Origin of the sequence: Acidaminococcus sp. CAG:542, from assembly GCF_000437815.1 — a bacterium.
In the GTDB taxonomy this organism is placed as follows: domain Bacteria; phylum Bacillota; class Negativicutes; order Acidaminococcales; family Acidaminococcaceae; genus Acidaminococcus.
Window position 1 is genome coordinate 88,300 of record NZ_FR902088.1, and the last position, 13,982, is coordinate 102,281.

Consider the following 13,982-nt stretch of genomic DNA (forward strand, 5'->3'; position numbering starts at 1 on the left):
AGAAGTCGTTTGGGGGCATAGCTCAGCTGGGAGAGCGCTTGCATGGCATGCAAGAGGTCAGGAGTTCGATCCTCCTTGTCTCCACCAAATGAAAAACCAATACCCTTGCGGTTGTGAAGCCGCAAGGGTATTTTTTGTATCTGGGGCCGTTGAACGTTGACAGCTGAACGTTGAGGAGCTGTTGCTCATGCAACAGCCCTTTTTTATTCCGTTTTACTTCATCGAAGGCGGTATAAAAATTCTCTCTGGTTCTCCATGCTCATGGCTACCCAGATGGTGACCGTGGCCATAGCGCTGTTGATCAACTGGCAGTGAAAAAGGGGGAATATTGCACGTGAAAAATATGTATGCAATATCCCCGTCAATGGTCAATCGTCAATGGCCGAATGATAAAATTTGCAGGCAAATTTTTGGATGTGTAAATCGGTACCGTAGGGGCTGCTGCTTATGCAGCAGCCCCTTTTTTTCCGCTGTCCGGCTTGAAGAACCTCCGGATCACAAAGGGCACTCCCATGGCCAGCATGAGCACCCGGACCAGCTGGTAGGTAAGGAGCACGGCCACATCCTGGTGCATTTCCAGGCCGGTAAGGCACATTTCCGCAATGCCTCCGGGGGCCAGGGCCAGAAAGGCGGTAAGGGTGGAAAAACCGTAGAGCCGGGACATGAACAGGGACAGGGCGACGCTGGAAGCCACCATCAAAAGGGAACCCAGGAGTACATTGGGAATCAGTTCCCGGGTCTTCAGCAGTTTTTCCCGGTCCATCATGGTGCCGATGTACAGGCCGATGTGGAGCTGGGCAAAAGCCATGGCGGGAGCCGGGACCCGGGGCACACTGCCCTGCCACAGAGCAAAGAGGGAAGTGATCAGAATGGGTCCCAGCAGCTGCCCTGTGGGCATATGGGTCTTTTGGGCCAGGAACCGGCCCAGGAACACCAGGGGGACCACTAGCAGCCAGCCCGGATGGAACAGGCTCCGGAAATCACCCAGGGTGGTGACCCACAGACTGGCGCCGGCGGCCCGGGTGATCTGGCCTCCGAACAGGTTGATGGCCAGGAAGGGCACGCTGACTTCCACCACGAACAGCCGCAGGCACTGGGAGACTACCACCACGTTTTCGTCCGCTTCCTCATAATCGTCCATGAGCACGGTCATGGCTGTCAGGCCTCCCGGCAGGCAGCCCATAATGGAACTGAGCAGGTTGGCGAAGGTGTGCCGGTGCATGTGGATGGCCACGGCCACGGAAACGCCCAGGGTGAACAGGCTGGCACCCAGGATCCCCAGGGTTTCCTGGCTCATTTTAAGGAAGGTGTCCGGGGTGCAGTTGCTGCCGATGCCGTAGCCGGCTACCCCCAGCATCAGCCCCCGCCAGGCCCGGGGCCATTGGAAGGAATTATCCAGAAAAGTGCGTACAACAAAACCGGTGATGATACCTCCCAGCAAATAGGGAATGGGGATGGCCAGCTGCCGGAGCAGGAAGCCCAGCAGGGCGGATGCCAGTAAGGCGGGAAAACGTTGTTTCATGGAAAGATCTCCTTTGGAAGCCGGAGCGCCTGTCCGGCAGGATACTTTTATTATAGACAATGGGTTCCATACTGTAAAATCTTAATAGTATAATAGGGATATAGCAAAAATGATATAACAAAAGGAGGGACTGCCATGTTCCATGAAAAATACCTGCGGGATTTCCTGAAAGTCTGCGAAAACGGCAACATTACCGCTGCCGCCGCCCAGCTGGGCCTGTCCCAGCCTGCTCTCAGCCGGATCGTGAAAACGGTGGAAAAGGAAGCAGGGATGCCTCTCCTGGTCCGGGAAGCCAGCGGAGTCTACCTGACACAGGCGGGAGAAATCTATGCCCGGATGGCCCAGGCCATGGTGGAAAACTACCAGAACGGTCTCCGGGAGATCCATGACCTGCGGGATTCCCAAAGCGGCCAGATCCGTCTGGGGCTGTCCCGGATCTCCAGTGAGACCCTGCTGCCGGTGATCCTGGAGCAGTTCCGCACCCTGTATCCCCAGGTGGAACTCCGTTTGACGGAAACCCTGATCCGACAGCTGAATCCTCTCCTCCGGCAGGGAAAACTGGACCTGGCCCTGACCTATTTCCCTGACGATCCGGAGTTGGAATACACCCGGCTGCTGACGGATACGGTGTATCTGGAGGCCCCTCCCGGCTTCAGCCGGCAGTTTTCCTGGACCCCGGGTACCGGCCATGTGATGGAGGATGTGGGGCGGCTCCGGAATCAGCCCTTTATCCTGCTGAAACCGGGGCGGGGGCTCCGGTACAAGGCGGATCAGTTCTTCCGGGAGGGGAAGATCCAGCCCCGGATCATCCTGGAAACGGACAGCGTGGAACTGGCTCACCGGCTGGCCCTGGCCAACCACGGGTTCGCCCTGATCCCCCGGCTGGCTTTTCCCACCCTGGCCCGGACGGATCAGTCGGTGTTTTTCCAGGTGAAAGACCATCCTCTGGACCGGACCCTGTACCTGGCCCGGCGGAAGGGGGCCTACATGACCCGGGCCATGGAAGCCCTCTGCGGCCTGATCCGGACCAGTGTAACAGGATCCCGTTCTATGGTACAATAAGGCAAGTGAACGGAGGTGTTTTCTATGAACAGAAAACAGATGGCTCTGCTGGTTGGACTTTCTCTGGCTTTGGGGCAGACGGCTTTTGCCGCCGACCATGTGGCCGTGGTGGAGAAAGACGGAAAGCAGGGCGTGATCGACCGGGCAGGGAAGGAAATCCTGCCCCTGGTCTATAAAAAAATCGCAGTGGGGGATCCGAAAGAGGATCCGGCGATCCTGGTCCAGCTGAAGGGAAAATACGGCCTTTATGACCGGGAGGGAAAGCAGCTGCTGGCCCCTACCCTGAAGAAGATCACCGATATCAATGAAGGAATCATCGGCGGCGTGACGGAAAAGAAGTGGAATTTCTACACCCTCCAGGGAGCCAGGCTTCCCGGGGAATGGGAAGAGGCCCGGGCCTTCCAGGAAGGGCTGGCCCCGGTGAAAACCCAGGGCAAATGGGGCTTTGCGGACAAAACCGGGAAACTGGTGATCCCTGCCCAGTACAAGGAAGTCCGCAGCTTCAGCGAAGGGCTGGCCGCGGTGAAAAAAGACAGCCAGTGGTTCTATATCCGGAAGGACGGGAGCCTGCTGCCCAGCATGAGCGTGAAAAAGGCCGGGGACTTCCACCAGGGGGTGGCCGTGGTGGACGGAGGCTGGCTCATGGATACCCAGGGAAAGAAATACGCCAAACTGAAGCCTTATGCCTTCGTAGGGGACTTCCAGGACAATGGATTGGCGGAAGTGGGTGTCCGCCGGGCCAGCCACAGCTTCCTGGATTACATCTCCATCGGCTGGGGCTGGGGAGACGGCTGGGGCTGGGGCGGTCCCTACTGGGGCGTGGGCCCGGGCTGGGGTCCCTATTGGGGAGATTACGGCTACCACCATCATCACCATCATCACGGCTGGGGTGGCAGCATCGGCATCTCTCCGGGAGCAGTGATGCCCTCCAGTATGTACCGGGGCTATGTGAACAAACAAGGCCAGGAAGTGATTTCCCCCACCTACAGTTTTGTGTCCCCCTTCTACGGGAAACTGGCCCTCATCCGGGACGAGGGCCACTGGGGTATGGTGGATGCCAAAGGCCAGGTGGTGATCCCGGCAGCCTACGATGCCCTGCTGCCCTTCAGTGAGGGACTGGCCGCCTTCCAGTCGGACAAAAAGTGGGGGTTCATCGACGAGACCAACAAAGTGGTGATCCCCAACCGGTTCGACAGTGTCCAGAATTTCTTCCAGGACCGGACCACAGCAGTGGAAAAGGAAAAAGGCGGGATCATCGACAAAACCGGGAATCCGGTGGCCCCTTTCCGGTCCGAGCTCCGGGAGCTGGGGCCTCTGACAGCGGACCGGGCGGCCTACAAGGACGCCCAAAAGAAGAAATGGGGCTATGTGGATGAAAATGCAAAGGTCGTAATCTCTCCGCAATATGACAAGGCTGGAATTTTCGACTGATTTTTCAAATCGGCTACAAAAAACTATTGACAGAAACAGAGTGCAGTGGCATAATGTAAACCATACCATTTCAAACAAACACAGGTAATGAACGGGAGCGGAATCGCAGAAACTTCCAGAGAGCCGGCGGCGGGTGTGAGCCGGTAAGCTTCGAGGATTCCTCTCACCCGGGAGCCGCAGGGGGGAAAGACCAGTAGTCCCTGCCGTCCACAGTGCGTTAAGCTGAATGAGACCCAACATAGGGTGGTACCGCGTCCATTCGCCCCTATCTGCTTTGCAGCAGGTAGGGGCTTTTTGTGCAAGAGAGGGGAATACGTATGGGAATGACAAGAACACAGAAAATCCTGGCCCGGCATGCCGGCCGTCCGGAGGTGGAAGAAGGGGAACTGCTGGTTTCCCAGGTTGACCTGACCCTGGCCAACGATATTACCGGGCCTCCGGCCATTGACGAATTCGACAAAATCGGCCGTCCGGTATTCAACAAGGACAAGATCGCATTGGTGCCGGATCATTTCTCTCCTCCCAAGGACATCAAATCCGCCACCCTGTGCAAGCATATGCGGGATTTTGCCCGGAAGCATAACATCACCAACTATTTCGAAGTGGGCCGGATGGGCATCGAACACGCCCTGGTGCCGGACAGCGGGCTGGTGGCTCCCGGGGAACTGGTGATCGGGGCTGACTCCCACACCTGCACCTACGGGGCTGTCAACGCCTTCTCCACCGGGGTGGGCCAGACGGACCTGGGGGCAGCCATGGCCAGCGGCCAGACCTGGTTCAAGGTCCCCAAGGCCATCAAAGTGGTGCTCACCGGCAAAAAGCCGGACTACATTTCCGGCAAGGACGTGATCCTGACCCTGATCGGGATGATCGGGGTGGACGGTGCCCTGTACCAGTCCCTGGAATTCTTCGGAGAAGGAGTAGGGGAACTGGCCATGGCGGACCGGTTCACCATCTGCAACATGGCCATTGAAGCCGGGGCCAAAAACGGCATCTTCCCGGTGGATGACAAGACCCGGGCATACCTGAAGGAACGGGGAGTCACCCGGGAATGGGAACCGGTGGAAGCCGATGAGGATGCGGTCTACGACCGGACCATCACCATCGAACTGGACAAGCTGGTGCCGGTGGTGGCCTATCCCCATCTGCCGGAAAACACCCATCCGGCAGCGGAAGGCAAAGACCTGGCCATTGACCAGGTGGTGATCGGGTCCTGTACCAATGGACGGTATGAGGATCTGGTATCCGCCGCCCGGATCCTGAAGGGACGGAAAGTGGATCCCCGGGTCCGGTGCATCATCATCCCGGCTACCCAGGAAATCTACAAACGGGCCATGGACAACGGGCTGCTGGATATCTTCATCGAAGCCGGTGCAGCGGTTTCCACTCCCACCTGCGGACCCTGCCTGGGCGGCTACATGGGCATCCTGGCTGCCGGGGAACGGTGCGTTTCCACCACCAACCGGAATTTCCGGGGCCGCATGGGCCATGTGGACAGCGAAGTCTACCTGGCCAGCCCGCTGACGGCTGCTGCCAGCGCCGTTACCGGTCACATCACTGATCCCAGGGAGGTACTGAAATGAGTAAAGTATGGCGTTACGGAGACCATGTGGACACGGATGTAATCATCCCCGCCCGCTACCTGAACATCTCCGATTTCAAGGAACTGAGTGAACATGCCATGGAAGACATCGACACCACCTTTGCCCCCAATGTAAAACCCGGGGACATTATGGTGGCCGGCCGGAACTTCGGCTGCGGGTCTTCCCGGGAACACGCCCCCATTGTGATCCAGCAGAAAGGGGTCGCCTGCATCATTGCGGAAAGCTTTGCCCGGATCTTCTACCGGAATGCCATCAACATCGGCCTGCCGGTGCTGGAAATCGGGGAAGAAGCCAAAAAGATCCAGGCTGGGGACCAGGTGGAAGTGGATTTTGACAAGGGAGAAATCCATGTGGTGAACAAGAACCTGACCATCAAGACCCATCCCCTGCCAGCCTTTGTCCGGAAAATCGCCGAAGCCGGCGGTCTCATCAATTATGTGAAAGGAGTCCATGCCTGATGAAAGTCACTGTATTGGCCGGGGACGGCATCGGCCCTGAAATCACCGATGCGGCTCTGGAAGTCCTGAAGAAAACGGCGGAAGTGTTCGGCCTGGACATTTCCTACGATCATAAGCTTATGGGGGGCTGTGCCTATGACCAGTTCGGCACTCCCCTGCCGGAAGAAACCATCGCCAGCGCCAAGGCTGCTGACGGGGTCCTGCTGGGGGCCGTAGGGGGTCCCAAATGGGATCATATCGAAGACGTGACCAAACGGCCGGAGAAGGGCCTTTTGGGCATCCGGAAGGCCCTGGGACTCTACTGCAACCTGCGTCCGGTCCAGGTGCGGCCCTACATGGCCCATCTGTCTCCCCTGAAGACGGAACGGGCGGAAGGGGCCGATCTGGTCATCGTCCGGGAGCTCACCGGGGGCATCTATTTCGGGGAACACCGGGAAGCTGCCCTGGTGGACGGGGTGGAAACCGCCTCTGACGTGGAAAAATACACCCGTCCGGAAGTGGAACGGATCGCCGTGAAAGCCTTCGAGGCAGCCCGGCTGCGCCGGGGCAAGGTGACCAGCGTGGACAAGGCCAATGTGCTGGGGGCCTCCCGGATGTGGCGGAAAATCGTGGAAGAAATCCATGAGGCCAAGTATCCTGATGTGGAACTGAACCATTTTTATGTGGACAACTGCGCCATGCAGCTGGTGCTGAACCCGAAACAGTTCGACGTAATCCTTACCAACAACATTTTCGGGGATATCCTCAGCGACGAAGCCTCCACCATTGCCGGCAGCATCGGGCTCCTGCCTTCTGCCAGCCTGGGGGACGGCACCGGGCTCTATGAACCCATCCACGGCAGCGCCCCGGACATTGCCGGAAAGGACATTGCCAATCCCCTGGGGACCATCCTGTCTGCTGCCATGCTGCTGCGCTATTCCCTCCATCAGGAAGAAGCCGCCCGGGCCATCGAAAGGGCCGTGGACGAGGTGATGAAAGCCGGCTACCGGACTCCGGACCTGGCCGGAGAAGGACTCACCACCGTAGGCACGAAGAAAATGGGCCAACTGGTGGCGGAAGCGGTGAGAAAATAAGGGGTCTGCTGCCTGGGCAACAGACTGTCAGCGGTCAGCTGTCAATGGTCAGCGGCCGAAGGAAAAAAGCTGCCTGGAAAGGCAGCTTTTTTTTGATGAAGGAGATGAAAATCATGACCCAATGGGCGGACGGGAAAATACGGTGTTTCTGGGCCAATCCCAACAATCCCCGGTACATCCGGTACCATGATGAGGAATGGGGACGGCCGGTCCATGAAGACCGGAAACTGTTTGAGATGCTGCTGTTGGAAACCTTTCAGGCCGGCCTTTCTTGGGAGTGCGTACTGAACAAGCGGGAAGGGTTCCGGCAGGCCTTTGACGGCTTCGACCCGGAAATCATTGCCCGTTATACGGAAGAAAAAACAGAAGCCCTCCGGCAGGATCCCGCCATTATCCGGAACCGGCTGAAGATCCGGGCGGCGGTGACCAATGCCCGGGTGTTCCTGGCCATCCAAAAGGAATGGGGGACCTTCGACCGGTACCTGTGGCACTGGACGGAAGGAAAGACCATCCGGGAAACGGGCCTTGCCCATTCCCCTCTGTCCGACGCCCTGTCCAAAGACCTGAAGAAGCGGGGTATGAAATTCGTGGGCACCACGGTGGTCTACTCCCTCCTCCAGGCCGTAGGAGTCATCTGGAGCCACGAGAAGGGGTGCTGGCTGGAGCAGCAAAAGGGGGTGTGAAAAAATTCACACCCCCTTTTTTCATTTACATCTTCTTCACCGGCACCAGCCCCCGTCCCAGGGAAATCTGCCCGGTCCGGGCGATTTCGATGATCTGGTAGTCTTCCAGGACTTCCAGCAGGGCGTCGATGTGGTCTTCCCGGCCGGTGAGCCGGAGCACCAGGGACTTTTTCTGCACGTCCACCACTTTGGCATGGAACAGGTCCGCCAGGTTGGTCAGTTCTTCCCGCACCTGGGGGGTGGGGGCGCTGACCTTGATCATGGCCAGTTCGTAGCTCACAAAGGGAGCGTCGTCCAGGTTCACCACCTTGATCACATCGATAAGCTTGGCCAGCTGTTTGATGGCCTGGTCCAGCTCGTACCGGTCCTCTACGGACACCACGATGTTGATCCGGGTCACGTCCCGTTCTTCCGTATAGCCGGCGTTGATGAACTCGATGTTGATGGCCCGGCGGCTGATCAGTCCGGCTACATGGGTCAGGACCCCGGGCTTGTTGTCGGCCAGGATGGCCAGATGCTGTCGGATCATGATTGTTCGCCTCCTGTTACCATTTCATCCAGTTTCTTTCCACCGGGGACCATGGGGTAGACATTTTCGTCCGGTGGGATGGTCACTTCCAAAAGGGCCGGCCCTTCCTGGGCAAAAAGTCTGTCCAGGGCTTCCGGCAGCTGGTCTTCCGTTTCCACTGTCCAGGCCGGTACGCCCATGGACTGGGCAATCCCTGCAATGGACGGATTGGCGGTCAGGTCGGATTCGGCAAAATGGCCCTGGTAGAACATCCCCTGCCACTGATGGACCATGCCCAGGGTGTTGTTCCGCAGGACCACAGTCTTTACGGCAATGCCGTATTTGTGGAGGGTGGCAAATTCCTGGCAGTTCATCATGATGCTGCCATCCCCGGTGATCAGCACCACCGGGCTGTCTTGGGCTCCCAGTTTGGCGCCCAGGGCGGCGGGCAGGCCGTAGCCCATGGTGCCCAGGCCTCCGGAAGTGATGAAGTGGTGGGGGATGGATACCGGATAGAACTGGGCCGCCCACATCTGGTGCTGGCCCACATCGGTGGCGGCAATGGAATCGGGACCGGCCTTTTGGGCCAGCTGTTCCAGCACCACCTGGGGAGAAAGCCCTCTGTCAGAAGAAGGACGGGTCCCGGAAGGATGGCCGGCCTTCATTTCCTGGAGCTCCTGGCGCCAGGTGACGGTCTGGACCGCCGGAATGGGGGCGGCTTCCAGTTTCTTCCAGAAGGCGGGCAGGGACCAGCGGAGATCCCCGTTCACACTGAGATCCGCGTGGACGATCTTGTTGATCTCCACCTGATCGATGTCGAAATGGACGATCCGGGCTTTGGGAGCGAAGTTGGCCACAGAGCCGGTGACCCGGTCGTCGAACCGGGCTCCCACTGTGAGCAGCAGGTCACACTGGGTGATGGCCATGTTGGCGGTCCAGGTGCCGTGCATACCGGCCATGCCCAGGTTTTCGTCCCAGGCATCGGGGATGGCTCCTTTGCCCATAAGGGTGTATACCACCGGCAGCTGGGCGGCTTGGACGATCTGCCGGAGGGTGTCCGCAGTGTCGGACAGGACCACTCCGCCGCCCACCATCAAAAGGGGACGGTGAGCCTTACGGAGAGCCTCCAGGGCCCGGTCCACTTCTTCTTCCCGGCCTTCCTGGAGGGGCTGATACCCCCGGAGGGAGACGGTTTCCGGATATTCGTAGTCAAAGGCCGTGTCGAACACATCCTTGGCCACGTCCACCAGCACCGGTCCCGGCCGGCCGCTCCGGGCGATGTAGAAGGCTTCCTTCAGCACCCGGGGCAGGTCCTGAACCTTTTTCACCAGGTAGTTGTGCTTGGTGATGGGGGTGGTGATGCCGGAGATGTCCGCTTCCTGGAAGGAATCCCGGCCGATGAGATGGGTGGCCACCTGGCCGCTGATCACCACCAGAGGGATGGAATCCATATTGGCGGTGGCAATGCCGGTGACCATGTTGCAGACTCCGGGACCGCTGGTGGCAAAGCAGACACCCACTTTCCCGGTGGCCCGGGCATAGCCGTCCGCTGCATGGACGGCCCCCTGTTCATGGCCGGTGAGGATATGGGGGAATTTCATCCGGTACAGAGCATCATACAGGCTCAGTACGGCCCCTCCAGGATAGCCGAAGACAACCTGGACCTGTTCTTTTCGCAAACTTTCGATGACGGCTTCTGCACCGGTGATTTTCATGGTTTCCCCTGCCTCCTTTAAAGCTGGAATGGTTGTGGATTACTCGTTTTTGTCGTTTTCATGGAGCCAGGGCATCATGCTGCGCAGTTTTTCCCCGACTTTTTCGATGGGATGTTCCGCATGCTGACGGCGCATGGCCAGGAAGTGAGCCCGGCCGCCGGCACGGTTTTCCAGCAGCCAGTCTTTGGCGAAGGTGCCGTCTTGGATATCCTTCAGAACCTGTTTCATGGCAGCTTTGGAATCCTGGGTCACCACTTTCGGGCCGGCGGTATAGTCCCCATATTCGGCGGTGTCGGAAATGGATTTCCGCATTTTGGCCATGCCGCCTTCGTACATCAGGTCCACGATCAGTTTCATTTCATGGAAGGTTTCAAAGTAGGCGATTTCAGGCTGATAGCCGGCTTCGCACAGGGTTTCGAATCCGTTGGTGATCAGCTGGCAGATGCCGCCGCACAGGACAGCCTGTTCCCCGAACAGGTCAGTTTCCGTTTCTTCTTGGAAGGTGGTCTGGATGACCCCGGCACGGGTGCCGCCGATGCCTCTGGCATAGGCCAGGGCCAGGTCGAAGCATTTGCCCGTGGCATCCTGTTCCACTGCGAATACATCAGGGACGCCGCCCCCTTCTACAAAAGTCCGGCGGACCAGATGGCCCGGACCTTTGGGAGCCACCATGAACACGTCCACATCAGCGGGAGGGACGATCTGCTTGAAATGGACGTTGAACCCATGGGCAAAAGCCAGGGCGCTGCCGCTTTTCAGGTTGGGAGCGATTTCGGCTTTGTACACATCGGCCTGCTTTTCATCAGGGATCAGGACCATGGTTACGTCAGCAGCGGCTACCGCTTCGGCTACGGTCTTCACTTCCAGGCCGGCAGCCCGGGCCACATCGGCGGATTTGCTGCCTTTGTACAGGCCCACCACCACGTTGACGCCGCTTTCCTTCAGGTTCAGGGCATGGGCATGGCCCTGGCTGCCGTAGCCGATGACGGCCACCGTCTTGTCCTTCAGTACGCTCCAGTTAACGTCCTTGTCATAAAATACTTTTGCCATGGGAAACATCTCCTTTGAAAATAGAAATAAAATGGGGATACACTGCAGGGGTCTTTCGTATAAAAAAATCCGTCCCTATGAAAATAGGGACGGAAAGTTTCCGCGATACCACCCTGGTTCTCCGGCCATTGCTGGCCTGGAGCGCTCTGCAACGTACAATCATACGCGTTCCGGTTAACGGGGGAAAGCCGTCCGTGCTTACTGTCTTTCAGCAGGCTCCTGGGGGAGGATTTTCCTTTGCCGGTTTCTGCTGGCTCTCACCATCTGTCAGCTCTCTGGGAGAAACGGGAGGCAAAGTACTCGTTCCCTTCATGGGATTTGCCTTGTTCACTTGGTTTGAAAAGGATGGTGTCAGTATACATTGCACAAGAACAGTTGTCAACATGATTTTTAAAAAAGTTTCAAAAGCACAAAACGAAAATAAAAAGTGTAAAGAATGTAATAGCCGTTTTTCTATTTCCGGAACCGGTAGCCCACGCCCCATACGGTTTCGATGTACTCCGGTTTGGTGGTGGAGGTTTCGATTTTTTCCCGAATCCGGTTCACGTGGACGGAAACCGTGGCCGTGTCCCCCAGGGAATCTTCTCCCCAGATCCGCTCGAACAGGGTCTCTTTGCTGAACACGATCCCCGGATGTTCCGCCAGGAACAGCAGCAGGGCGAATTCCTTGTTGGGCATGATCACTTCTTTCCCGTCCACATAGACCCGGTGGCCTTCCCGGTCGATGGTCAGGCCTCCCCGCTGGAGCACCGGGCTGGCGGCTTTCTGGCCGGTGAGCTGCCGGTACCGCTGGAGATGGGACTTTACCCGGGCCACCAGTTCTCCCGGGCTGAAGGGCTTCACGATATAGTCATCGGCGCCCAGGCCCAGGCCCCGGATCTTGTCCACATCTTCCTGCCGGGCGGACACCATAAGGATGGGGATGTTCCGCTTTTCCCGGATCTGCCGGCACACCTGGAACCCATCCAGCCCCGGCAGCATAATGTCCAGCAGCACCAGATCCACCTCTGGTTCCAGGGCTTTCTTTTCCCCGGAGGGGCCGTCCGGGGCGATTTCCACCTGATAGCCGTTGGCTTCCAGATAATCCCGTTCCAGTTCCGCTATATCCCTGTCATCTTCAACAATCAGGATCTTTTCCATTGTTCCCATTCTCCTCCAAAGAAAATTCCATGCATATTTTCAGGCCCCTGGGCTGATTGGCCTCCGCCCAGATCTTTCCCTTCATGGTTTCCACGATTTTCCGGACCACCGCCAGGCCCAGGCCGCTGCCGGCGGACACATGGCTCCGGGCCCGGTCCGTCCGGTAGAAGCTTTCAAAGATCCGGTCCAGCTGGTCTGGTGCCACCCCGGATCCGTTGTCCGCCAGTTCCAGCCGTACCCGGTTCTTTCCGTCAGAGAACAGGTGGAATTGGGCGGTGCCGGTTTTTTCCGTTTTGTATTTCCAGCTGTTGCTCAGCAGGTTGTCCAGCACCCGGGCAAACTGGTCCCGGTCCATTTTCACAGGGGCCCGGTCCAGGGTGCTTTCCAGAGTCACCTGGAGGCCGTTCTGTTCCCAGTGATCCTTTTGTTCCTCCACATAGTCCTTCAGACAGGCGCAAAGATCCACCGTTTCCCAATGGAAGGGAACCTGGTCCAGATCCAGTTTGGAAAACAGGAACAGGGTCTGGTTCAGTTTGGCCATGCTTTCGGTGGTTTCCAGGATTTTCTGGAGGTACCGCTGCTGTTTTTCCGGGGTGTCCGCGATCCCGTCCTGGAGCCCGGAGGCATAGCCCTGGATTTTGGTGAGAGGGGTGGCCAGGTCGTGGGCGATCCCTGCCAGCATTTCCTTCCGGCTCCGGTCATACTGCTCCCGTTTTTCCCGGGCATGGCGCAGTTCCAGCCGGGTGGTCTCAAAGGCCCGGAGGGTGTCTCCGATTTCATCCCGGCTGTCGGCTTTCACCGGGGTATCCAGGTCTCCCCGGCTCACCTGGGCGGCCACCCGGCGGAGTTTGTTCAAAGGCTTCAGCAGCTGGACGGCCATAAGCCGGCTGAGAGCCAGGCCTGCCAGGGCAGCGGTCAGCATCACCAGCAGGAAGGCTCCTACGAAGCTGCCCTTGAAAAGTTCCTTGGAGTGCATGGCGAACCGGTCGTCGGTTTCCACCAGCGGGTCAGCCCCCACCACATAGGTTTCCACGCCGGTCTGGAGGGAACGGTAGTAGAAGGCCACTCCTTTTTTCCCCCAGCTGATGCCACCCCGGCCTTCCGGTACCTGCTGGAGAGTGGCGGTGCGGATTTCCTCCGGCTGCTGCCCTTCCGTCACATAGAAGGGCTGGCCGTTCCGTTCCAGCAGTACCCGGAGCCCCTGGTCTTCCAGATGGTCACTGACCAGCAGCAGAGGTTTGGGTTTGTCCGGGTTGTAATGGTCTGACCGGACCCGGAGCCGGGTCAGTTCAAACTGGATGGACAGAGTGGGGCCGCTTTCCGGCCAGATGAAGGAAAGGACGCTGGCACGGTTCAGGTTTTCTATACCAAAGATCCAGAAAATCCCCACACTGAGCACCATGAAGCAGAGTACAGGGGTCAGGATCATCAGATAGTTGGCGGCCAGCAGCCGTTTCCGGATGGGAAGGTCTTTCCAGCGCATAGGTTCCACAGTCCCGCCCGGGAAAAGCGGGAGGCTCCTTTCTTTTTGACTGTCTTCATATTATAGCATTTTTCCCGGGGCCTCCGAATGGAAGGAAAGATTGTTTCGAAAGAGTTTATGGGCTGTTTCTTTCTTTACAATAAAAAAATAAAAAATGGGAGAATGCAACAAAAATACAAAAAATCATTGACAAGCGTACTCACGGGAGATAAAATAGCGACAATTCACAATTTCAAATCCCAATCCCATGAGG

Annotated in this window: 12 protein-coding genes, 1 tRNA gene and 1 other annotated feature; of the genes, 7 read left to right on the forward strand and 6 right to left on the reverse strand. The window is 58.0% G+C overall.

The window, feature by feature from the left end:
• The first annotated feature begins 11 nt into the window (after nt 1-11).
• Nucleotides 12-87 (forward strand) — tRNA-Ala (locus QVO43_RS07665).
• A 358-nt stretch (nt 88-445) separates the two neighbouring features.
• Here QVO43_RS07665 and QVO43_RS07670 read toward each other — a convergent pair.
• Nucleotides 446-1,522 (reverse strand): AbrB family transcriptional regulator, encoded by a 1,077-nt coding sequence (locus tag QVO43_RS07670; protein WP_022487945.1) that lies wholly within the window; start codon nt 1,520-1,522, stop codon nt 446-448.
• Between the two features lie 135 nt (nt 1,523-1,657).
• Here QVO43_RS07670 and QVO43_RS07675 point away from each other — a divergent pair, with 135 nt between their 5' ends.
• The 6 genes from QVO43_RS07675 to QVO43_RS07700 all read left to right on the forward strand — a co-directional run bounded on the left by QVO43_RS07675 (nt 1,658) and on the right by QVO43_RS07700 (nt 7,833).
• Entirely contained in the window at nt 1,658-2,584 is a 927-nt protein-coding gene (locus tag QVO43_RS07675) for a LysR family transcriptional regulator (RefSeq protein ID WP_022487946.1), read from the forward strand.
• 24 nt (nt 2,585-2,608) lie between these two features.
• Entirely contained in the window at nt 2,609-4,015 is a 1,407-nt protein-coding gene (locus QVO43_RS07680; RefSeq protein WP_022487947.1) for a WG repeat-containing protein, read from the forward strand.
• Between the two features lie 317 nt (nt 4,016-4,332).
• On the forward strand, nt 4,333-5,598 hold the full coding sequence (gene leuC, locus QVO43_RS07685; protein WP_022487948.1) for a 3-isopropylmalate dehydratase large subunit: 1,266 nt from the start codon (nt 4,333-4,335) through the stop codon (nt 5,596-5,598).
• Nucleotides 5,595-6,077, forward strand: a complete 483-nt coding sequence (locus tag QVO43_RS07690) for a 3-isopropylmalate dehydratase small subunit (RefSeq protein WP_022487949.1) — start codon at nt 5,595-5,597, stop codon at nt 6,075-6,077. The genes leuC and QVO43_RS07690 overlap by 4 nt, the downstream gene beginning before the upstream one ends.
• Nucleotides 6,077-7,150: a 3-isopropylmalate dehydrogenase gene (leuB, locus tag QVO43_RS07695; protein ID WP_022487950.1), complete on the forward strand. Its 1,074-nt coding sequence runs from the start codon at nt 6,077-6,079 to the stop codon at nt 7,148-7,150. The genes QVO43_RS07690 and leuB overlap by 1 nt, the downstream gene beginning before the upstream one ends.
• 113 nt (nt 7,151-7,263) lie before the next feature.
• Nucleotides 7,264-7,833 (forward strand): DNA-3-methyladenine glycosylase I, encoded by a 570-nt coding sequence (locus QVO43_RS07700; protein WP_022487951.1) that lies wholly within the window; start codon nt 7,264-7,266, stop codon nt 7,831-7,833.
• 25 nt (nt 7,834-7,858) lie between these two features.
• Here the strand turns inward: QVO43_RS07700 and ilvN are convergent, their stop codons facing one another.
• The 5 genes from ilvN to QVO43_RS07725 all read right to left on the reverse strand — a co-directional run bounded on the left by ilvN (nt 7,859) and on the right by QVO43_RS07725 (nt 13,729).
• The gene (ilvN, locus tag QVO43_RS07705; RefSeq protein ID WP_022487952.1) at nt 7,859-8,362 is read right to left on the reverse strand and encodes an acetolactate synthase small subunit; all 504 of its coding nucleotides are present in this window, start codon (nt 8,360-8,362) and stop codon (nt 7,859-7,861) included.
• The gene (gene ilvB / locus QVO43_RS07710) at nt 8,359-10,056 is read right to left on the reverse strand and encodes a biosynthetic-type acetolactate synthase large subunit (protein ID WP_022487953.1); all 1,698 of its coding nucleotides are present in this window, start codon (nt 10,054-10,056) and stop codon (nt 8,359-8,361) included. The genes ilvN and ilvB overlap by 4 nt, the downstream gene beginning before the upstream one ends.
• Before the next feature lie 39 nt (nt 10,057-10,095).
• Nucleotides 10,096-11,106 carry a ketol-acid reductoisomerase gene (ilvC, locus tag QVO43_RS07715; RefSeq protein ID WP_022487954.1) on the reverse strand — a complete coding sequence of 337 codons (1,011 nt, stop codon included), beginning with the start codon at nt 11,104-11,106 and terminating at the stop codon, nt 10,096-10,098.
• Between the two features lie 82 nt (nt 11,107-11,188).
• Nucleotides 11,189-11,428: a binding site (T-box leader), on the reverse strand.
• Between the two features lie 131 nt (nt 11,429-11,559).
• On the reverse strand, nt 11,560-12,246 hold the full coding sequence (locus QVO43_RS07720) for a response regulator transcription factor (RefSeq protein ID WP_022487955.1): 687 nt from the start codon (nt 12,244-12,246) through the stop codon (nt 11,560-11,562).
• A complete protein-coding gene (locus QVO43_RS07725) occupies nt 12,224-13,729 on the reverse strand; it encodes a sensor histidine kinase (RefSeq protein WP_022487956.1) in 1,506 nt (501 codons plus the stop codon). The genes QVO43_RS07720 and QVO43_RS07725 overlap by 23 nt, the downstream gene beginning before the upstream one ends.
• Nucleotides 13,730-13,982: the final 253 nt, after the last annotated feature.

Bases quoted from the DNA above. Each gene is read 5' to 3' on its own strand.
- QVO43_RS07670 (WP_022487945.1), bottom strand. From the start codon at position 1,522: ATGAAACAACGTTTTCCCGCCTTACTGGCATCCGCCCTGCTGGGCTTC.
- QVO43_RS07675 (WP_022487946.1), top strand. From the start codon at position 1,658: ATGTTCCATGAAAAATACCTGCGGGATTTCCTGAAAGTCTGCGAAAAC.
- QVO43_RS07680 (WP_022487947.1), top strand. From the start codon at position 2,609: ATGAACAGAAAACAGATGGCTCTGCTGGTTGGACTTTCTCTGGCTTTG.
- leuC (WP_022487948.1), top strand. From the start codon at position 4,333: ATGGGAATGACAAGAACACAGAAAATCCTGGCCCGGCATGCCGGCCGT.
- QVO43_RS07690 (WP_022487949.1), top strand. From the start codon at position 5,595: ATGAGTAAAGTATGGCGTTACGGAGACCATGTGGACACGGATGTAATC.
- leuB (WP_022487950.1), top strand. From the start codon at position 6,077: ATGAAAGTCACTGTATTGGCCGGGGACGGCATCGGCCCTGAAATCACC.
- QVO43_RS07700 (WP_022487951.1), top strand. From the start codon at position 7,264: ATGACCCAATGGGCGGACGGGAAAATACGGTGTTTCTGGGCCAATCCC.
- ilvN (WP_022487952.1), bottom strand. From the start codon at position 8,362: ATGATCCGACAGCATCTGGCCATCCTGGCCGACAACAAGCCCGGGGTC.
- ilvB (WP_022487953.1), bottom strand. From the start codon at position 10,056: ATGAAAATCACCGGTGCAGAAGCCGTCATCGAAAGTTTGCGAAAAGAA.
- ilvC (WP_022487954.1), bottom strand. From the start codon at position 11,106: ATGGCAAAAGTATTTTATGACAAGGACGTTAACTGGAGCGTACTGAAG.
- QVO43_RS07720 (WP_022487955.1), bottom strand. From the start codon at position 12,246: ATGGAAAAGATCCTGATTGTTGAAGATGACAGGGATATAGCGGAACTG.
- QVO43_RS07725 (WP_022487956.1), bottom strand. From the start codon at position 13,729: ATGCGCTGGAAAGACCTTCCCATCCGGAAACGGCTGCTGGCCGCCAAC.